General features: G+C 60.5%; 16 protein-coding genes. 5 read left to right on the forward strand and 11 right to left on the reverse strand.

The genetic code is table 11. The features are described 5' to 3' along the window. The first annotated feature begins 196 nt into the window (after positions 1-196). Positions 197-982 carry an ABC transporter permease gene (locus V7P99_RS05020; RefSeq protein ID WP_333793693.1) on the forward strand — a complete coding sequence of 262 codons (786 nt, stop codon included), beginning with the start codon at positions 197-199 and terminating at the stop codon, positions 980-982. A gap of 169 nt (positions 983-1,151) precedes the next feature. Here V7P99_RS05020 and V7P99_RS05025 read toward each other — a convergent pair whose 3' ends face one another. After that, positions 1,152-2,342, reverse strand: a complete 1,191-nt coding sequence (locus V7P99_RS05025) for a capsule biosynthesis protein (protein WP_333793694.1) — start codon at positions 2,340-2,342, stop codon at positions 1,152-1,154. Positions 2,343-2,578: 236 nt separating this feature from the next. Here V7P99_RS05025 and V7P99_RS05030 point away from each other — a divergent pair, with 236 nt between their 5' ends. Beyond that, a complete protein-coding gene (locus tag V7P99_RS05030) occupies positions 2,579-3,718 on the forward strand; it encodes a hypothetical protein (protein WP_333793695.1) in 1,140 nt (379 codons plus the stop codon). Here V7P99_RS05030 and V7P99_RS05035 read toward each other — a convergent pair. Then, on the reverse strand, positions 3,691-4,731 hold the full coding sequence (locus V7P99_RS05035; protein WP_333793696.1) for a hypothetical protein: 1,041 nt from the start codon (positions 4,729-4,731) through the stop codon (positions 3,691-3,693). The two genes, V7P99_RS05030 and V7P99_RS05035, sit on opposite strands and share 28 nt — an antisense overlap. 132 nt (positions 4,732-4,863) lie before the next feature. Here V7P99_RS05035 and V7P99_RS05040 point away from each other — a divergent pair, with 132 nt between their 5' ends. Next, positions 4,864-6,192 (forward strand): glycosyltransferase family 4 protein, encoded by a 1,329-nt coding sequence (locus V7P99_RS05040; RefSeq protein WP_333793697.1) that lies wholly within the window; start codon positions 4,864-4,866, stop codon positions 6,190-6,192. Between the two features lie 132 nt (positions 6,193-6,324). On the opposite strand, the gene V7P99_RS05045 is transcribed toward V7P99_RS05040, so the two are convergent. From V7P99_RS05045 to V7P99_RS05060, 4 genes are all read right to left on the reverse strand, one after another. After that, positions 6,325-7,437 carry an aminotransferase class I/II-fold pyridoxal phosphate-dependent enzyme gene (locus V7P99_RS05045; protein ID WP_333793698.1) on the reverse strand — a complete coding sequence of 371 codons (1,113 nt, stop codon included), beginning with the start codon at positions 7,435-7,437 and terminating at the stop codon, positions 6,325-6,327. Between the two features lie 185 nt (positions 7,438-7,622). Continuing rightward, entirely contained in the window at positions 7,623-8,240 is a 618-nt protein-coding gene (locus V7P99_RS05050; RefSeq protein WP_333793699.1) for a CDP-alcohol phosphatidyltransferase family protein, read from the reverse strand. A 231-nt stretch (positions 8,241-8,471) separates the two neighbouring features. Then, positions 8,472-9,803, reverse strand: coding sequence for a glycosyltransferase family 4 protein (locus tag V7P99_RS05055; RefSeq protein ID WP_333793700.1), 1,332 nt, complete (start codon positions 9,801-9,803; stop codon positions 8,472-8,474). 54 nt (positions 9,804-9,857) lie between these two features. Next, positions 9,858-10,916 carry a polysaccharide biosynthesis/export family protein gene (locus V7P99_RS05060; protein WP_333793701.1) on the reverse strand — a complete coding sequence of 353 codons (1,059 nt, stop codon included), beginning with the start codon at positions 10,914-10,916 and terminating at the stop codon, positions 9,858-9,860. Positions 10,917-11,300: 384 nt separating this feature from the next. Here V7P99_RS05060 and V7P99_RS05065 point away from each other — a divergent pair, with 384 nt between their 5' ends. After that, entirely contained in the window at positions 11,301-12,572 is a 1,272-nt protein-coding gene (locus V7P99_RS05065; RefSeq protein WP_333793702.1) for a glycosyltransferase family 4 protein, read from the forward strand. A gap of 36 nt (positions 12,573-12,608) precedes the next feature. Here V7P99_RS05065 and V7P99_RS05070 read toward each other — a convergent pair whose 3' ends face one another. Together V7P99_RS05070 and V7P99_RS05075 are read right to left on the reverse strand one after the other, a co-directional pair. Beyond that, positions 12,609-13,343 carry an ABC transporter ATP-binding protein gene (locus tag V7P99_RS05070; protein ID WP_333793703.1) on the reverse strand — a complete coding sequence of 245 codons (735 nt, stop codon included), beginning with the start codon at positions 13,341-13,343 and terminating at the stop codon, positions 12,609-12,611. A 5-nt stretch (positions 13,344-13,348) separates the two neighbouring features. Beyond that, positions 13,349-14,542 (reverse strand): capsule biosynthesis protein, encoded by a 1,194-nt coding sequence (locus tag V7P99_RS05075; RefSeq protein WP_333793704.1) that lies wholly within the window; start codon positions 14,540-14,542, stop codon positions 13,349-13,351. Between the two features lie 181 nt (positions 14,543-14,723). On the opposite strand from V7P99_RS05075, the gene V7P99_RS05080 reads away from it, so the two are divergent. Then, positions 14,724-15,140: a hypothetical protein gene (locus tag V7P99_RS05080; RefSeq protein ID WP_333793705.1), complete on the forward strand. Its 417-nt coding sequence runs from the start codon at positions 14,724-14,726 to the stop codon at positions 15,138-15,140. A 122-nt stretch (positions 15,141-15,262) separates the two neighbouring features. On the opposite strand, the gene V7P99_RS05085 is transcribed toward V7P99_RS05080, so the two are convergent. From V7P99_RS05085 to V7P99_RS05095, 3 genes are all read right to left on the reverse strand, one after another. Next, positions 15,263-16,258, reverse strand: coding sequence for an AraC family transcriptional regulator (locus V7P99_RS05085; RefSeq protein WP_333793706.1), 996 nt, complete (start codon positions 16,256-16,258; stop codon positions 15,263-15,265). 88 nt (positions 16,259-16,346) lie between these two features. Then, entirely contained in the window at positions 16,347-17,330 is a 984-nt protein-coding gene (locus V7P99_RS05090; RefSeq protein ID WP_333793707.1) for a tetratricopeptide repeat protein, read from the reverse strand. A gap of 113 nt (positions 17,331-17,443) precedes the next feature. After that, positions 17,444-19,747 (reverse strand): TonB-dependent receptor, encoded by a 2,304-nt coding sequence (locus tag V7P99_RS05095; protein ID WP_333793708.1) that lies wholly within the window; start codon positions 19,745-19,747, stop codon positions 17,444-17,446. Between the last annotated feature and the right edge of the window lie 97 nt (positions 19,748-19,844).

Here is a 19,844-nt window from a genome sequence, read left to right on the forward strand (position 1 = left end):
GCTGGGCTCGGGATCGTTGCGACAAGGCTCGATGGCGAGAAACTGGAGCCTCGGCAGTATCGAGCGAAAAGGCACTCCATCTTCCAGGCGACACGCAAGTCTCTTCAAATCCTCAAAACCCTTTGCGGTCGGCCAAGCCGCGGGGTATGTGCGAATATTGGCGACCGATCGTGCGAGCAGTCTACGCGCAGGCAACATGGGCAAGGACTTTTATCCGGGGCTGGCCACGCAAATGCGCTGCGTCGGCGCGTTGATGGTGCGGGACATGATGAAGCGCTACGGCCGCGCCAACATTGGCTTCCTCTGGATTGTTCTCGAGCCATTGCTGCTAACAGCCGGCGTGATGCTCATCTGGTCGCTTCTCAAGTCTCCCTATGAGCACGGCGTTCCGATCTTGGCGTTTGTCCTTACCGGGTATCTTCCACTGACCCTCTGGCGGCATATCTCGAATGCCGGCGTGCATGTATTCCGCCAGAATGCGGGCGTGCTTTATCATCGCCATCTCACGCTGCTCGACGTTCTCATGGCGCGCTTCGCACTCGAGTTCGTGGGAACCACCAGCGCGCTGTTGCTCGTATCCCTGGTGTTGATGGCGGCTGGCGTACTCGATCCACCGGCGGACCCCGGCTTGGCCCTGCTCGGCTGGTGCTCGATGGGGTTTCTGTCTCTCGGCTTTGCGGCCAACATCGCGATTTTGACCGAATACTCGGAGGTAACGGAACGGTTGGTCCAGCCGCTGCAGTACGTAATCCTGCCGATATCCGGTTTTCTCTTCATGGCCGAGTGGCTGCCCAAGAGCATGCAGACCATCGCGCTCTACAATCCCACGGTCCATTGCTACGAGATGTTCCGTGCCGGCTATCTGGGAGAGGCCGTCCCAACGCATTACACTGTCTGGTACCCGTGGCTGTGCGGGCTCGTGCTGCTCGCCATAGCGATGGCCACTCTCGATTCCGTGCGGAGCAAATTGCACGCGGCCTAGAGTGCTTCCGGGAAAGTGGGAACCGGTCATGGCGAAGCCATGCAAGACAGCGACCCGGCGAGGCCATGCAAGATAGAGACCGGGCGAAGGCATGCAGCGAGAAACCGGGCGAAGCCATGCCGGTTAAAGTGTTTGAGAAGCAGCACGAAGAAACAAAAAGCTTAGAACTCTATCCCTGACGCGACCGCTGAGTCGCGTGCTCGCGCAAACCCGCGAAGATGAGCCAGCCGACCAGGACAAAAATGACATTGAGGCCGATCGCAGTCGCGATCATCCTGACGCGCTGAGGCGCCGTGGCCTTGTCGCTCGCCGACGGCTCAACCACGCGCTCGAGGTATAGCTGTTGCCGGCGCGCTTCTTGCTGCGCCGCTTCTCTCGCGCGCACCGCAACGTCAAGTACCTGCTTTGCGAATTCGCGATCGAGCACGAGCCGCTCGTAAAGGGCCAGCTTGTCCGCGAGCCCATCGGATTCGCTGGAAATCCGTTTGCGCTCGGATGCAATCTGGTCCTCCAGGGCTTTTGCCCGCCTGTGCAAGCTTGGAAGCCGGGGGTTTGTTGCCGCGGCGGCCGTAATTTCACGGATCTGCGCCTCGAGCTGCGTCAGCTCCGCACCCAGCCGGGAGATTACCTCGGCGATGACAATGGACGAGCCGGCAGCGTCGATCATCAGTTCCGCATTGCGGAAGCGGGTCAATGCAGTCTGGGCTTCGACGAGGCGGTTTTCCGTGCGTTTGACTTCGTCCTCCGCAATACGCACGGCATCGGCATGCATGCGCACGTTCATCTGGTTTACGATCGTCTCGGCTAGATCGAGCAGTGCGACACTGATTTTCCTAGCGTGTTCGGCGTCGAACGCTTGCACACGGAGCGTCGTGATTCCCGTCGTACCGCTGTAGTTCGTCGTGACCATCCAGCTTAGATACGCGTAAAACTCCTCACCGCTCTCGCCGTAAATAAACGACGGATAGCGGGCGACGAAATCAGCCTCCGGAGGACCGTAGATCTCACGCACAGGAAGATTCTCCATCAGATGATCGGACGCGTTGCGAGATGTCAGAAACGCCTGCACCGAGAAGACGTCGTCTTCGGCACGACCGAGACCGCTCATCTGGAGCAAGGTCCCCACGCTGGCTGGCGCAAGCGGCTTCGCCGCAGTGCGGACAACGAACAGGGATTCAGACACGTAACGATCGGCTGCAATGAGCGTGTAATAGGTCACCGCGAGAATTGATGGCAGGAATAACAGGGCAAAAACGCCCATGCTCTTGAGCACCCGTTTTGTCCGCCCTGCGCCGGACTGCTTGGCGTCACCCTGTACGCTTGCGGAGCGGTCCCTGATCGTTCGTGGTTCGATCGTCATGCGCTTATCCGAAAGCAGAGATCCTTCTTCGTCCTCACAAGTCCGGGAAGCGCCTGGAGGGGAAAAATGTGATCGAGCCTAGTTGACGATCCGACATCGATCAATCAGGCTAAAGATCTGCTACGCCTCGCTCCATTGGCCCGCCGTATCAACACCCAGGGCATGGCAAAGACGGGGCATGCGCAGTCGGACAGAATCCTGGAACTCGGCGGAAAGCTTGCGGAGCGTCCCGCAAGATGACGAGACATCGAGTCGAGATCATGGAGGTCGATAGCGGCAAGCGCATCCGCGACTGGCTGCGCGTGCCGTACGTCGTTTTCGAGAACGACGCGTCCTGGGTTGCGAGGCCGAATATTATCGAGCGACAACGCCTCTCTCGCAAACACAATGCGTTCTTCAGTTTCGGAGAGGCCACGTTTTTCGTTGCCTATCGGAATGGACTGCCGGCAGGCCGGATCTCGGCTCAGGTCAACCACCGCCATTTGGCATTTCGCGGCGATGCAACCGGGCACTTCGGCTTCTTTGAGACCGTCGATGACGATGAGGTCGCCTCAAGACTGATCGAAAAAGCCCGAGCGTGGCTGCAGGCCCGAGGCATGAGGCGCATGGTGGGCCCCTTCGCGTTCACCATCAACGAGGAGAGCGGCCTGCTGGTGGATGGCTTCGACACGTTGCCAGCCATCATGAGCGGACATAGCCGGCCGTGGATGGGGCGCCTGCTTGAAGCGAACGGTTTCGCCAAGGAGGTCGATCTGTTGGCTTATCGGGTCAAGCCCAACCGGATGCCGGCGGAGATCTCGAGGCTTGCGACGCTCGCGCGGAGATCCGGCCGCATCCACGTGCGAGAGCTCGACATGGCGCATTATGCCCGCGAGATCGCCACTATCCTCGATATCTTCAATGATGCCTGGAGCGGAAACTGGGGCTTTGTGCCGTTCAGTGATGTCGAGATGATCGCGATCTCGCGCCAGTTGCGTCCGCTGATCAGGGGCAAGTTCGGGCGGATCGTGGAAATCGATGGGCGGCCCGGCGCGATGATGCTGGTCCTTCCCGATATCAACCGCATTTTTGCGCCCTGGAGAGGCCGGCTGTTTCCATTCAATTGGGCGAAGCTTGCCTACGCCATCTGGGCCGACCAATGGCAGTCCGCGCGCGTACCGCTCCTGGGTATGAGGGCGGAGATCCGGCACACGCATCTCGCGCCCGCGGTCCTCTCGCTTCTCGTCTCCGAATTTCTATCGCTTGCTCGGAGCTACGATCTGGACTGGGTCGAGCTCTCGTGGGTGCTTGAAAGCAACCGGCCCATGGTCAAGCTCGGAGAGCTTGCAGCGGGGCCCGCGTGCAAGACCTACCGGGTGTACGCCGCGCCTCTTTGATCGACCACGAGAGGCGCCGCCGCATCCTTTAGGCGAAAACTCAATCCGAGCATCGAGAGATCGCCTTCGATGGCCCCTTTTTCACTTCGGAGACGGATTTCGATCGCTTCACACGGATCGCCGACGGAGATGGGGAACGATCCCCCATAGGTTCCCGCCCGCTGCGGCTGGAGCCGAACCTCAGCGAGGCAATCCTTGGCGTAAACCCCGAGCACGAACGGAACGTCGTCGAGCCAGTCGGAAAAGCGTATCATGATCTCCGCATCGTAGTCCGCCGGCGGGAGATGCAGGTAGGGGCCATAGAGAATGTTTCTGGCGGGCCCTGTGACGTCGATGACAGCCGGGGCGGTGTTGCCGGGATTGTCCGCGTCCAGCAACAGGAGGGTTGGCCAATTCACGGGCATCCCGACATGTCCGAAGGCAAAATACACAATAGGAAATAAAGCCTCCGCTACGATTTTCTGGTCGTCGGCAGAGAGCTCCCCGGCTTGTCCTGAGGTGCCCGATGCCGCCGCCAAGGATGCGGCGAGACCCTCCTTCGCACAACAAGCCTGCAACGCTGCGGCGATTGCGGCTTCGGGAATATCGAGATTAAGGGCGGCAACCACCTCGCGCAGCGCATCATCGGTCCGCTTCGCCGGATCTTCCACGACAAGGCGCGCCGTCGGACAGCTGCCGATCGCCAGATTTGCAACTGCCGAGGCCGACAGGGTTCTCAGCACATCCCGAAGATGCGTGGGCTTCGCCTGCATGGCCTCCGCAACCGCGGAATAGGGGTGAGGAACGAGCAGCACAGGGTGGAGCCATCCCTCGCGTATGCCTTCGATCGCGGATGGGCTCGGGAACTGCATCAAAACGACATGCTCCGGCATGTCGGGCGCCACAGGATCGGTTCGATCCTTCGATGTCGTCAGCAAGGCCTCATGCGCCTTGCCGAGCAACGCGACAAACTTGAACACGAGGGCGGTAAACGCGCTCGGCGGTCCGATCAGTGCTCGGCCGTGATATTCCATCCGTGTTCGTCCCGGCATCATTGAGACGAGATCAAACGATTGTCCCAACGTTGAAGCACGCCGCTCCGTCAGGCAATATGCAGACCATAAAATGCCTTCCGGTCGCAGGCGCGACGTATGGAGTCGCAATCCGTGAGCGACCATTCATCCGAAGCCGACATTCTTATTGAAGCCATCAACCTGATGCTTCCGTCAGGAACGGGTATCGCGACCTATACGCGGACTCTCGCGCAGGTGTTGAGCAGCCTCGGATTCGAACTCCGGGCGCTGCTCGAATCGCACCGGGCGGCGAGCCGCACGGACCCAGAGCTCAGCGAGATCGGCCTGTTCGATGCCGAGCCGCCGCCGTCTCTCGCCCGTTCCATCAAGACGGAGTGGCGCCGCATAACAGCCTTGCCGATCTCCGTTGTCCCGATCAACGTTTCCAAACCTTCGGTCGTCGCCTCGCCCATATCGAAGGCCCTGTCGTCGTTTTCGGGGCTCAGCATCGTGCCGCATCTCGTGGAGCGCGAGCAAGCCCACTTCAGGCGCTACGGCCACCGCCTCATGCTCAAGTTCGATCGGCCGCCACGGCTTTTTCACGCGACGCGACCGGCGCCCCTGGCCGTGCGCGGATGCCCCAACATCTACACCATCCATGATATCGTTCCGCTGCGGCTTCCCGCGACGACGGCCGATGACAAGAAATATGTCCTGCACATGATCCGCGATCTTTGCGCCAGGGCAGATCATATCGTCACGGTATCGGAGTTTTCGCGCCAAGACATCATCCGCTTCACCGGGATCGACGAGGGGAGAATCACCAATACGTATCAATCGGTCGAGATTCCCCGCGACCTGGCCGAGCGCGACGAAAGCGTGGTTGCAAGGGATATCGCAGCGCTGTTCGGCCTTGAGATGCGCGGCTACTTCCTGTTCGTCGGCGCACTCGAGCCGAAGAAGAACGTATCTCGCCTTATCGACGCGCACGCAGCGTCCGGGAGCAAATACCCGCTCATTCTTACCGGCAGCGCCGGCTGGATGAACGAGGACATCATCAAGAAGATCAACGACGAGCGCTTCCTGACATACGAGATGAACGGATCGCGGATCACACGGCGCCGGAGCGTGCGGCAATTGCCGTATCTGCCGCCCGATCATCTGATTTCCCTGATCCGCGGCGCGCGAGCTTTGATGTTTCCGTCGCTCTATGAAGGGTTCGGGCTTCCCGTGCTCGAGGCCATGCTGCTCGGCACGCCCGTCCTGACGTCGAACGCGTCGTCGCTACAGGAAATCGCCAAGGATGCGGCCGTGCTTGTCGATCCCTACGATCTCGAGGCGATAACGCGAGGACTCCGTCAGCTCGACAGCGATGCCGACCTTCGCGCGGAACTCATCCGCCGCGGCCGCGAGCGCGCCAAGGCCTTCTCCGTGGAGCGCTATGCCGAGCGGATCGATGCTCTCTACAAGAGCCTAATCTGATAGAGCCTAATCGTTTGAGGTGGATGCGGAGACGCATTCACCGAGAACGTGAATCAGTCTCTCAAATAAAAACTTAGAGCGCGTTCACGTCGCGCAATCCAATTCCGATAAAGGGTGAACGCGCTCTAGAAATCAACGCTGCCAAGTCAGCCGCGTCAGTGACGCGTCCGGCTCCCGCTGCGGCGTGGCACAAAGACGCCGCAGTGCATCAACGAACCGGCCCATATCGTCCCTGGTATGCGACGCCGTGATGAAGCAGCGGATGCGTGGCGCGTCTCTCGGAACCGCGATCTGAACGATGGGCGGCGCATAGAAACCTTCCGCAAGAAGGGCGTTAGCAGTGGATAGCGTCTGTTCGATGGTTTCGAAAAAGATGGGCACCACGGCCATGCCAACCGCATTGCCGGTATCGAGTCCAGCATCTTTGACCCTGTCGAGAAAATAGCGCGAGTTGGCGCGCAACCGCTCCAAATGCTGCGGTTCGGTTTCCAGAATATTCAGCATGGCAAGGGTTACCGCCGCGTTCGGAGGAGCAAGACCCACGCTATAGACAAAACCCGGCAGGGTTGCGCGGAGCCATCGAATGACTTCCGAGCGGGCGGCTATGAACCCGCCGCACGATCCAAACGCCTTGGACAGCGTGCCGACGATGAGGTCGACCTCGGAGGGAGGAATGGCGAAATGCTCGGTGATTCCCCGCCCCGTGCGTCCAAGCACCCCGATCGAATGCGCCTCGTCGATCATGAGCCAAGCATCATGGCGCCGGCAGATCTCAAGCAGCTCTGGCAGGTCCGGGATATCACCGTCCATGCTGTAGAGCCCTTCGACGATGACGAGCACGCGGATGTGCAGCCCGCGCCTCTGGGCCAGGATCGCTTGCAGATGGCCGAGATCATTGTGCCGGAAGCTCTCCACCGCCGCGCGGGAGAGACCGGCTCCGGTCATGATGCTGTTGTGGGATGCCTCGTCGACGAGAATGAGATCGCCTTTCGCGAGCAGGTGCGCCACAAGGCTGACATTGGTTCCGTAGCCGCTCACGAGAGCGAGGGCCCCGTCCACGCCGAGAAAGTCGGCGAGACCATGCTCCAACTGCCCATGGAGTGCGAGTTCGCCGCCAACGAGGCGTGACGCTCCCGCACCGATTCCGAAATCGTCGATGGCGCACTTGGCGGCATCCAGCACCCGCGGATCTCGGGCGAGCCCCAGATAGTCATAGTGCGCAAAGCTTATAAGCTCGCGCGACACGCACCCGGATAGCGTGCCATCATTCAGCGGGGGCGGCTTATTGTACGGGAAGCGTTCGCTTACCGCTGAGGTCCCCGACAAAGCGAAGCGCCGGTTCGCATGGCGCGAAAAGGATTTGAGCGGGTCATCCACAACAGCTACTTGAACACCTGTCTGCCATCGCGCGGATCTGCACCCGGTTGCGCTCACCGCGTCGGACAGCGAAGCACCTTCCGAACAAGCTCGCCGTTTGGAGTCTGCGGATCGCCCATGATCGTCTCCGTCAGCGAGAGGGCGGGTGGAGGATCGAGACGCGCCAAGTGCCGCGCATCACGGAAGAACGCTCTCATCGCGCCAGCCAACGCCAGCGCAATGAAAACAAGCGCAACGGCATCGAAGATCGTCATCGTCTGGCCAGCGATCTCGATCGCGGGAAGGTCGACGCAGAGGGAAGCCACCGCCCCCGCCGCAATCAGGGCTCGCACTTCGGTCGGACCGATGCCGAGATACGTCAGCTGCATGGTGCGGGTGACGTGAAGCTTGACGAGCGTGTAGACGCTGAGCACGAGATAGGCGACGAGCGCCAGGCAGGCGACATCCAGGCGCATGTAAGGCGAAAGCCCAAGACCGACGCCGATCAGGATCTGTGCCCCGGCGTCGCAGATGTGATCGACAAAGAACCCATAGCGAGGACGCTCGATCTTACGATACCGGGCCAGCGTGCCGTCGAGCGAGTCTCCAAGCCAATTGATGACGAGCCCCAGAATCACCAATGCGAGAAAGACGTTGGAGACATTGCTCGCTGCCAAGCCGATGCTGGCCAACACGGCGCCGAATAAAGCGAACCCCGTCAAATGATCTGGCGTGAGAGAGCGTGGAATTCGAGGTGCAAACCACTGCAGCGCGATATGCTCATGCCGACTGAGTATGCCGTTCACAATGCGCAGATGCGCCTGGTTCGCAATCCGCCAACCCGAGCCGATCCCCATCTACGTCCCCGGAAAATCACAATACATATTATATGATATACTTTGCCTCGGTTGCCTTCGGCGTGTCTACCCTTTTGCTTCTGGAAGACTGCAAAGAAATTCGACCATGTCTCCCCACGAAGAGATTCCCTCCAAGGTCACCACATCTTTATATGGCTGCATCTCGACTGATGTTTGCGTGTGATGCTGCTGCAGAATGGCTGCCCGCCAGCCTGGGCCGTCGGTCGGATCGATCAAGATTAGCGACGCCGCGCCAAGTCGGCGAAAAGGGGCGATATCGGATGCAATAACCGGGGTCTTGGCCGCTAAGGCCTCGGTGACGGGAAGGCCAAACCCTTCGGCGAACGACGGCATGAGCAGAGCTCGTGCTCGGGCCAGAACCCGACGAAGCGCAGGGGTCGACAAACCCCGCACCAGGATAACGTGAGGCTGGATCACTCTGCACCTTTCCAGCATATCGAATACGTTTTCGCAGTCCCAGCCGACAGCCCCCACGATGACGAGCTTGGGCGTACCGCTGCCCAATTTCTCGGCCATGTCACGCCAGACATTCAGCAGCATCAAATGGTTCTTACGTGGCTCGATGGTGCCGACCGTTAGGAAGTAATCCGCTCCATCCAGCTCGGCGGCCGCCGCCGTGGCCGTATGGAAACTCTCCTCGGCAGCAAGCGGAAACACTTGAATTGGCAGCTCAGGCCTGCCCCTCGCACCGAGCTCGCCCTGCAGCGCCGCTTTGGTCTCTGCGCTCGACACAATCGCTCCCGACGCATAGCGGGCAATGACATCCAACCGCGCCGTGTGAACGCGATGCTCTATCGACGGAAAGAATTCCGGATACTGGAGTGGCAGCAGGTCGTGGACAAAGAAGGCCGCGCGGACATCGGGGCGACGATCGAGCCAGCGAAAATAGCGTTTCGAAAAAGTCGGGAACTGGCTGACGTTGAGATAGACCGAACGCGCTTGCGCCGCAGTCCTCAAGCCACGTGAGAAAAGCGGTCCTTCCCTTCCAAAGGGATCGACATGCCGCACGATACGACAGAGCGACCAAGCGGTCGTCTTCCAAGCGGAGAGCGCAGCGGCTGTTTTGGAACACTCATCAGCACCCTCCTTAAGCCATCGGAGAAGCCGCTGGTATGACGCATCGACACCAGGATCGGCGACCTCTCTCCAGCGGTCTGCAATCACACCAATCACTCGATTGGCCGCACTGTTCGCGATCTTTCGCGGGCCGAACGGTCCGAGCAGCACGCCTTGGCCCTGATGCTCGGGAGCGAGAAAATGCCGCGCGAACCGATAATCGACTCGGTCGATGCCGTTCGGCGTGCCGCGGGCGACACGCAGGGCGAGCCTCGTCACATCATAGAGGATCGGGATTTGATCTTTGCGCGCACGCATCATCGAGCGATCCTCAGCCAGAACCGCACACTGACCGCCTCGGCGGGCACCCCGCACCTAACGCGAGACGTTGTACGCCGCGATACCCGGTGCGGACAATTGCCCGACGAGACGGAACACCTTTTCAAGCTCACTGATCGGCGCAGTGCTCACGTAAAGGATGTCCTTATCCCGCATAGCAAAACGGCGGGCTCGAAACAGCGATACGGGATCTCCGATGTCGAGCCGATAGGCTACAGGCACGACATTTCCGTAGTGCAGAAGATGCGGCGGTACATCGGCGTAGCCGCGAACGAGCGTCGTCGGCTCATAGCGGAGCACGAAGACGCCACGTGGATCTGCCCTGTGGTCGATGAGGCCGCCCGCCTTGCCCATCGCCTCCTCTAGGGTCAGCCCGCTGGCATCGAAGGGGATGACAGCATTTTGTCCGGTTGCGCCAACTGCTGTGAACGACTGCGGTGCTCTGAACACCGTGATGACGTCGGCAGGCCGGACGTAGATGTTTTCTTGCGTATTGGCGAGGATGGCCTGCATCGGCACGGTCAGCGACGTACCCTCGCGCGACACGGTGATGAAGGCTTCATGGACCGGAGCGCGGATGCCGCCGGTCTGGGCGATTACGTCGAGCAGGCGGTCGCCCTTCGGGTTGAGAGGCACGAGGGCCCCATTCGTCACATCGCCGGTCACCGTCACCGAATGGCTGACGTTCCGGGTCAGCGTCACCATCGCTTGCGGGTCGGCGGTCTTGCCCTCAAGACCCTGCACGATCAGCTCTTCGATCTCCGGGGGCGTCTTGCCTGCGACCCGGATTCGTCCCGCGTAGGGCACGTTGATCGATCCATCACGGGCCACGACCTGATCGGGGATTGAGGAAATTCGCGACCCTGGCGTTGTTCGGTCGATCCCAGGGACCGTATACAGGCCGCCCGACCCCGTTTCCCAGATGTTGATCTGGACCGTGTCCCCAACGTCGACCCGCTGCACCTTCGGACTGCGATAGTCGCCATAGACGGCACTGAATGACGGGCGATGCCAGTTGGCGACAACGGCCAGGTTTTCGTCGGTGATGTCAACGAGCGCGAAAGGCGCGTCCTGGCTCCCCCCGGCGCTGACCAAGTCGTGTCCTGTCGGGCCCGACCCGCTGCAAGCAGCTACACTCGACACGAGCCCGACGCCAAACATAAGTTGAGCAAAGCGAACTAAACTCATTATACGCAAAACATTTACGCGCCGAACAGCGCTCGCCACGCTTCAATAAACTCTCTTACATCTGTTAATCAGTATACCATACTCATCCATAAGACCAATCATTTCACTATTCGTGCGGCGCAGTAAGATGATGCGCCACCGGCTCGCCGAGCTCTCGAGTGAGAACTGAGCGTCACCAATGTCGGCAATTCTGAATGCGAAATGACGGGATTTGAAAATGCGATTCGCGCAACATCCGCGAAAATTTGTTGCCTCCGTTCTCCCGGTCCACGCCGCCTGAGCGCATAGATCATGGCAAGTCACGTCGCCTTCGATCTCACGCATATCGTGTCCCGCCTTCCGGTGACGCAGCCATCGGGCATCGACAAGGTCGACACGGCCTATCTTGGGCACTTCGCCAAACGGGCCCGCGCCGGTGTGCATTACGGCCTCTTCAAACCACGCTGTCACGATCCGCAGGCGATCCGCCGACTCGCGGCTTTCGCTTGCGGGTCGCGATGGGTGGGCAGCCGGCGGCATCACGACACGGACTTTCAAAGGATCTACCAAGGCCTCACGGGGCTGCCATGGGCCGACCCGATGGCATCCGCACGCCACCGTGACGACGGCTTTGCACGCCGCTTGGCCCAGGTACGGTGGCGGCTGGCCTGGGGGACGTCGGAGGTGCTGCCCCAAGGCGCAGTGTACCTCAACGTTGCGCAACACGCCTTTGAGTACCCTGGGTTCTTCCGCTGGCTTGACACCCGCCCCGACGTCAAGTCGGTGTTTCTTGTCCACGATCTGCTGCCCGTGGATTACCCCGAGTATTTCAAGCCCGGCTACGATCGCCTGTTCCGGCGCCGTTTCGACACCATCGTCCGCCATGCTCGCGGCCTGATCACCACCACGCAGGTCGTGGCGGACCGTGTCGCCCGGGAGTATCGCGATCGTGGCCTTCCGCTCCCGCCGATGCGGACAGTCGCGCTGCCGGCCACGTTGCCTGCCTCTGATCCCACCTCGCTAAGCGATCCACTGCTGGCGCAGGCCGGCTACTTCCTGATCGTGGGCACGATCGAGCCCCGCAAGAACCATCTTCTGCTGCTCAACACCTGGCGTCAGGTGATCGAGCGCGGCGGGACGCCTCCTAAACTCGTCATCGTGGGAGCGCGCGGCTGGGAGAACGAGCAGGTGCTCGACGTGCTCGACCACAGCGCACAGCTCCGCCCCTTCTTGATCGAGGCACAGGGTATCGGGGATGACGCCCTCGCCACCCTCATGGCCAATGCGAGGGCGCTTCTCTGTCCATCCTTCGCCGAAGGTTACGGCCTGCCGGTGGTCGAGGCCCTGGCTGTCGGAACGCCGGTCGTCGCATCTGACATTGCGGTTTTCAGAGAGGTCTCGCAGGGGCGCGCGCTCTTTCGCCATCCGCTCGACGGCCCTGGGTGGCGGTCTGCCATCGAGGCACTTGCCGACCGGAACAGCACGATATCCATCGAGGCGCGAGCCGAGGTCGCCCGGTTCAAAGCGCCGCGCTGGACACGCTACTTCGAAGACGTGGACGCGTTTCTCGCCTCGCTCGGATGAAACGCGCGGTTCGATTCGCAGCTGAGCGCCTGATCGTTAGAGCGTTCCGTAGATATCGGTTGCGAGCTTGACGTCGTCAAATACGCGGCCACGTCCGTTTTTGAGCACCAGCGCCGACGTGCACCGCTCCAGCACGACGTCCATGGCATGGATCGCCAGGATCATGGCTCTGTCCGCACGCTTCTCGAAAACTTCATGGTGGCATTTTTTCTGAAAGCGCTGATCGCCGACGAGGATTACCTCATCGATCAGAAAGCATTCGAAGTCGATCGCGAGGGACAGGGCAAACGCCAGCCGCATCCGCATGCCGCTTGAATAGTAGCGCACGGGAATGTGGAGCTGTTGCCCAAGCTCTGTGAACTCCTCAACGAAATCAAAGACGTCAGCAAAGGGGACTGCGTAGATGCGCGATATGAACCGCACGTTGTCGAAGCCGGTCAGCTCGCCTTCGAAGCCGCCACCGAGCGCTAGCGGCCATGACATCCTGAGACCGCGTGTAACGGTGCCGCTGGTAGGCATCTGGACGCCAGCGAGAATCTGTATGAGCGTCGACTTCCCCGCTCCGTTGCGGCCGAGAACGGCCATGCGCTCGCCAGGCCCTACGCGAAAGGATACCCCGTCGAGAACGCGCCGCGTGCCGATCTCAGTGTGAAATTCCTTCACGATATCTCGCGCTTCGATCGCGCGGCCATCGTCATCTTGAACGAGGGAATTCGGCAGGAGCTGCGTCGGCTTCGCGTCGATGGCGTCCGGCGCCAAAAGCCTTGTCATGGAGCTCACCTCCCCGCGTGCGCCTTAATGTTGGCGGCGAACCGGCGCCCGATCGAATAGACGAGCAACAGGATCAAAAAGGCGTAGATCGTGGAAAGAGCCCTTTTGGGATACTTTGGGTAATCGGGCAACGACGGCGTGCTGATCCTGTCCAGGAACAAACGCTGCCGCTCGGAGTCTACCCGCGCCATGTCGAGCGCTGCCTGCGCGGATCCGAATGCACGTTCCGCAAATTCGCGGTTGAGGACCAAGGTCTCGTATTCCGCAATCAGAGGAGCGAGCGATGTGTCGGAGCCGGCCAGCACCTCGCGCTCCTTCTGGATTTGGGCGTCATACGCAGCAATACGGTGCCGCAGCCCACTGGCCTGAGGGCTATCAGGCGAGGATTGCAAGAGCTCGGCAAGAGACGCCTGCGTGTTCGCGATCTCGAGTGCGAGACGCGTGATGGTATCGAGCCCGGCGGCCGAGAGACGCCCCGGATCGACGATCGCGGTTCTGCGCCGAAACGCGGTCATGCGATCGAGCGCTTCCCGCGCTTTGGCCTCGTTTTCCGCGACGTGGCGCTCGGCCATCCGCACGGCATCCCCCTGCGAGCGCTCGCTCAGTCGGTTGATGAGCGTTTCCGCCGATTGGATGAGAGCCTCAGCGAGAGCTTGAGCGTCCTGGGGGCGGAAGGCCTGAACCCGCAACGTGCTGATGCCCGTCGTGTGATCGTAGTCGATTTCGAAGAAGCTCTGAAAATGCTTCCAGAGGCGCTCCTCGGTGTGGGCAAAGACCGGTCCCGGGTACCGCCAGATGACATCCGCTTGGGCCCGCCCCAGGCGCTCGAGAAGATCGGCTTCGGTGATCAGCTTTCGGAGGGCGTCCCGCGAAGCAATGTAAGCATGCGTCACATAAGCGTCGTCGGTCGATCGCGTAGCACCAGCCCCGTGCCCCAGGGCCGACAGGGGATTAGCCGTAGCGGCACTCGGGTTGCGGACGACGAAGCGGCTCTCGCTTTCGTAGCGATCCGCAGCGATGAGGAAAAAATAAATAGCGAAGACGAGGGTCGGCCCGGCGACACAGGCGAGAAATCCAAAGTTTTTCCGGAGCCACGTTTGCAGCGTGCCAGGCTTATTCGAGGTCTCTTCAGGCGAGCCTGGCGCTTCCGATATGGATACGAGTTCCAGGATATCGATTTCTCCGGGCCGTCGCGTCACCGTCAGAGTAGCTCTCCTTCAACATTTACGATAGTAAGACTGACAACGGAAAAGAGTTTTTGGCCATTGCGCTCACCGAACATTTTTATGGAGAGCAGCCGATTTCATCATTCTATTGAATACTTGCATATTTGCAGCTTGGTCAACTTAGCTGCGTTGTTCCATGTTTTGGGAGCTCCCAGTGAGCAGGATCGAAGCATACCCCTCGCTGATCATGATCCTAGCTGTCAGCTTTCTATTCGCGGCATGTTCGGCAACATCCACGCCGCTGCTGTCGGATTTGGCGGATCAACAGCCCCCACAGGCAGATTCCCTAGCGCAGATCGCCGCTGCGCTGGAGCTGGACGCAACGGGTGACCCCGCACCCTCCTCCCCTCCGGTCGCGCCGCGTAACGACCTTATAATCGGCTTCAAAAATCGAACGATTGTGCTCTACGCATCTCCCACCAGTAACAACGGCGAGCGCGTGCCCGCGGATACGGTTGCCACGCCGCTACGGCCTCGAGCGAGCGCCAAGCAAGCACGCGTAGAAATCATGACCATAGACGGTCCGCGCTGGATATCGAAATCGGAAGTCATATTCGGACCCTCGACCTGACTCGGAAACCATCGGCCTCGCAACGTCCCTTGGCGAGATTTTCCACGCCTGCTCGCCTCTAAAAGTCTTCATGCGCTCCAAGGACATGCCTGGGAACGAAGCCCAACAAGACGGGCGTATTTTCAAACCGGTTCGCTCGACCGGGACCGGCGGATTTTGGACGGTGCGTGTCCGTAACTTTGCTTGCAGTGAAAGGCGAACCTGCCGGCGTTAGGAAACCCCCACTTTCTCGCGATATCGGCAATGGTGACGCTTTCAGGAGCAGTCGCCAGCTCCTTGTAGGCCGCTTCCAGCCGGATCTGCCGCAGATACTCGAATGGCGAGAGGCCGAGGAACTGCTTGAAGCTGTAGTGCAGGGCCCGCACGCTCGTTGATGCGGCCGCAGAGATCTCCTCCAACGTCATGGGGCGTTCTATGTTCGCACGCATGAAGTCCATTGCTCGCTTCACGCGTTTCGGCGTCAAATCGGTGCCGCGGCGCAAAAGCGCCTCGGAATAATTGTGGCTGAAGTTCTCCAAGACGAACGTCGCCACGCACTCCGAAAACTGGGCGGCCGCCAGGGGCGAAGATGAGAAAAAAGCCTCTCCGTCGAGAGGCGTCGCCGCGAGCTGAACCTGCAATGACAAGGCTTTTGCCGATTTCGCCGCCATGTCGAAGGTGGGCGCGAACTCCAATGGATTGACGATCGGCCGATCGAGCAACTGCGATAGGCATCTCGTCATTTGAGCGGACGACAGCCTTAAGGCCGATTGAGACCATCCGGCCGAACATTCCAGAATCTCGCCCCGGCGCAGCCTCCCGATAAAGCCCACGGCCGGGCCGAAGTTGACCTCTTGTCCGCCCCGTAGCCAGCGCGCCTCCCCTGCCGTCGGGAGCTGCAGGAAATAGCCATCCAGATCCTCGCCCTGGTTAAGGCGTGCACCGGTCGGAATCTCAGCCTGGATCGCAACAATCTGATCGACGGAAGCCACCGTAGCCGAAGCGGCCAGCTTGTCGGTTCCCGCGACTGCGGAAAACGTCACCGTTGAGACGCGGCGCGAAAAGTATTCCGACAGTTCATCATGATCCGTAGACTCGATCATCAACCGCTGAGGCGCTTCCGACCCTGCTTTTCCCATCGGACATCTCTTTCACCGACCGACCGAACGGCCATCCTCTGCTGCCTCGGCAAGCGATGCCACCGTTCCGTCACAACACACAAATCCTTCACAAGAGGCGGACGCAGGGCGGGCTCGTGAAGCGCCTCAGGAGCACCTGGACCAAGCCTTTGCGTCCGCGCCTCCGGGGATGAGGCTTTAATCCCGCCTTGAGCATCTGGGCGTCCGCCTTGCAACGCCACGCCGCGGCGACCTCATTATCGGGATCGCCTCCGATGCCCTCATCGAGTGCTGCCGCATAGCGCAGGAAGTCGTCCCGAGCGCCACTGGCGCAGGCCCGCTCCAGGGCGCGCCGGCCGAGACGTCTCATTTCGTCATCGGGATCAACCAGCATATCGGCCGCGATGTCACGACAGAACGATGGGAATCCGCCCTCGATCGCCTGTTCGAAATGAATAAGACTTTGCGCTCTGTTCCCTGCAACGCGCATCATGCACGCCAGGGCGTAATGTGCGCGGAAATCGCCCCGTTTGGCTGCCCGTTCATACCACTGCCTTGCGGACGAGGGGCATCTCCGGATTGTCCAGCCTTCCTCCCGGTAGCGGCCGATCACAGTCATGGCTTTGGCATGTCCCTGGCGCGCGGCGCGCACATAGAGCGCCAGTGCCTCGCGGTAGTCTTGCGTCACACCTGCTCCAGAGAACAGAAGTGTTGCGAGGTTGAATTGGGCCCAGTCATAGCCTGTTGCGGCGGCCTCCTCGTAAAGCCGCGCGGCCTCAGCGTAGTCGACCGCGCAGCCCCACCCCACCTCGTGGCAGCGCCCAAGCATATTGAGCGCCTCGGGCTGCCTCGACACGGCCGCGATCTCGAACCAGCGGAACGCGGCTGCCTGATCCTGGCGCGTTCCGATCCCATCCAAGAGCATCTGCGCCCAAACCATCTGAGCGGTCACAAATCCGAGCTTGGCCGCAGCCTCGACGAGGCCGGCCGCCTTCCCAGGCTCGCTTGCGACAATCTCCTGGAGTTCGTCGTGGCTCAGGGTGATGAGACGGCTGTACGTAAATGTAGCCTCGTCCCGCGTCGTTGGTTCCACGGTGATCGTAGCTCACTCGTCCACGCTGCGATGGCAATCGCCGGCGACTATTCTAGATACTGCAAAAGTGATGGACAGAGAAAACCCTGCCCATCACGCCAAAACAGTTCGGTTTAGAACTTCACGTCGGCCCGCAGCAATCCGGTGCGGCCGGGCGCAACCGGTGCGAAAATCCCCACGTGAGATGCGTCGTAATAGGTCTCATTGGTAATATTGTTGATGTTGAGCTGCAGGCCGATGTTCTCGGTCACCTGGTATGCCGCCATTGCATCAAAGCGCCAATGAGATGGCAGCTCCCGGGTATTGGCATCGTCGATGAAGCGCTCCGACATATAATATGCGCCGCCGCCAATCTTGAAGTGGTCCGTCAGCGCGTATGTCGTCCAGAGGCTGAAACTGTGAGGCGCGATGTACTTGACCTGATTGCCGTCGTTGCCTCCCGCTCCGTCATCCACGAGCTCGGCGTCCAGATAAGTGTAGCCACCCGCGACTTCCCAGCGATCTGTAATCTTGCCCGTAATGCCGAACTCGACACCGTTGACCTCTGTCTCGCCAATCAATTCATAAAAGCCGGTGATCGGGTCCACAGCGCGCTCATTCGTCTTCTCGGTCCGGAAGATCGCTGCAGTCACTGACAGGTTGCGATTGAGCAGATCCCACTTGGTGCCGATCTCATAGCTCCGGCTCCGCTCAGGATCCAGGTCCTCGCGGCCGCCGCCAAGGGTTCCGCTGGGATCGGAGCCACCACTCTGCGCTTGCATTTCGCCAGCCGGGTTCGACGACGTTCCATAGGAAACATAGATGCTCCCGAACGGAACAGGTTTGTAGACAAGGCCGACATTGTAGTTCCACATGTCCGATACGTTACGCACCGTAGTGGTGTCGACGTCGTAATGGTCGAATCGCACGCCCGCGTTGAACAGCCACTGGGGCGTCAACTCGATGGTATCGAACAAGTATGCAGCGGCGACCTCTGTCGTCGTCGGCACACCAAACGGCGTCTTCGTCAAAACGCCGCTGCCAAGATCTGGACGGTGGTTCGGAGAGGATCCGACGGGGATCTGGTAGTCCGGGGGGAGAATTGCAGGCACGCCAGAATATCCACCGGTCTGGATGCGTTCACGGCTGAACTCCGTGCCGAACGCCACCGAGTGCCCCAGGGCTCCAGTATTGAACTCGCCCGAAAAGTTCGTCTGATTGATGATGCCTTCGAAATACCGTCTCGAGTTGCGGACATCGCGGGTGACCGTATCGCCGGAGGCATTGATGCTCGGACGCGTCATCACGTACTCGTTGAGCGAGTCCGTATACCTCGTGACGTTCTCGACCCGGAACCACCTGCTGAACTCGTGCTCGAATTTCACGGTCGCCATGTTCGTCACCGTCTCGCGGAAGTCGCGGTTCACGGCGCCATAGAACGTATCGCGCTTCACGTTGATCGGCTGGCCCGGGCTTGCCCTTGTCCCAGCCATCACAGGAATGCCGAGATCGGGCATTTCGTCCGTTTCGAGGTGATAGAAGCTGAACGTTGCCCGCGTCGGACCTTTCAATCCGAAGGCGATCGACGGTGCGACACCCCAGCGCTCCTGGAACACTTCATCCCGCCCGGCGATATCGGCATCGTGCCACATCGCATTCATGCGGAAGGCGACACCCGCATCGGAAGCATAGCTGCCGTCAATCGTCTGGCGCTTATAGGCGTCCGTCCCGATCGTGGTCGAGCTGTGGAAGAACGTCTCGTCACGCGCTTCCTTGCTGACCATGTTCAAGTTGCCGCCCGTAGAGCCGCGGCCATTGTAGGTCCCGCCGGGTCCTTTGTTGAGTTCAACGGCTTCAAGGTTGAACGCCTCATATCCGATGCGTCCGAGATTGCGAACGCCATCGACGGACATGTCTCCGCTGGCTTCGAAGCCGCGAATGAACGGGCGGTCGCCCATCGGGGTGCCGCCCTCGCCGGAGCCGAGCGTAACGCCTGGCACCGTGCGCAACACCTCCGTCAATGAGCTTGCGGCGCGATCGTCCATTTCTTTTCGCGTGACGACGGTGACGCTCTTCGGCGTATCCAACAGCGGCGCCGTGTACTTGGAGGTCGAGCCGTACTTGGCTTGATAGCTTTGCGAATAAGTATTGGCGCCCTCGCCATCACCGGCGCTGTCATACGGTTCCTGCGCCTCCGGCGCGGCGGCCGGCAATGGCTGAGTCGCCGAGGTCGATGCAGCCGCTTTCTTCGCAACAGGCTTCTTTTTCGCTGTGACCTCGAGCGGCGGAAGCGACGTCGCCTCTCCGGCCTCTTGTGCGGCTGCCCCTGTCGTCACGATCATCGAGGCCAGCCCCAGCGACATCGCGCTGAGCAAAGCCGTGTCGCCTGCACATCCAACGGCAGCACGACCGTTCGATGTCCCATCATCCAATTTCATCACGTCGCCCCTAATCGAACACCCCCGGTAGCGATCGGACCATCGGCAGCGCATCGCGCAGCCGGCTGCCCCGACCGAGCGTTGACAAAGGGTCAAC

It is taken from the genome of Hyphomicrobium sp. (genome assembly GCF_036780825.1).
Lineage (GTDB): Bacteria > Pseudomonadota > Alphaproteobacteria > Rhizobiales > Hyphomicrobiaceae > Hyphomicrobium_C.

What these genes read in the sequence shown, in the direction of transcription:
- V7P99_RS05025 (WP_333793694.1), bottom strand. Translation starts at nt 2,342, where the DNA reads ATGACGATCGAACCACGAACGATCAGGGACCGCTCCGCAAGCGTACAG.
- V7P99_RS05085 (WP_333793706.1), bottom strand. Translation starts at nt 16,258, where the DNA reads ATGGGAAAAGCAGGGTCGGAAGCGCCTCAGCGGTTGATGATCGAGTCT.
- V7P99_RS05070 (WP_333793703.1), bottom strand. Translation starts at nt 13,343, where the DNA reads ATGACAAGGCTTTTGGCGCCGGACGCCATCGACGCGAAGCCGACGCAG.
- V7P99_RS05030 (WP_333793695.1), top strand. Translation starts at nt 2,579, where the DNA reads ATGACGAGACATCGAGTCGAGATCATGGAGGTCGATAGCGGCAAGCGC.
- V7P99_RS05095 (WP_333793708.1), bottom strand. Translation starts at nt 19,747, where the DNA reads ATGAAATTGGATGATGGGACATCGAACGGTCGTGCTGCCGTTGGATGT.
- V7P99_RS05055 (WP_333793700.1), bottom strand. Translation starts at nt 9,803, where the DNA reads ATGATGCGTGCGCGCAAAGATCAAATCCCGATCCTCTATGATGTGACG.
- V7P99_RS05065 (WP_333793702.1), top strand. Translation starts at nt 11,301, where the DNA reads ATGGCAAGTCACGTCGCCTTCGATCTCACGCATATCGTGTCCCGCCTT.
- V7P99_RS05020 (WP_333793693.1), top strand. Translation starts at nt 197, where the DNA reads ATGGGCAAGGACTTTTATCCGGGGCTGGCCACGCAAATGCGCTGCGTC.
- V7P99_RS05035 (WP_333793696.1), bottom strand. Translation starts at nt 4,731, where the DNA reads ATGGAATATCACGGCCGAGCACTGATCGGACCGCCGAGCGCGTTTACC.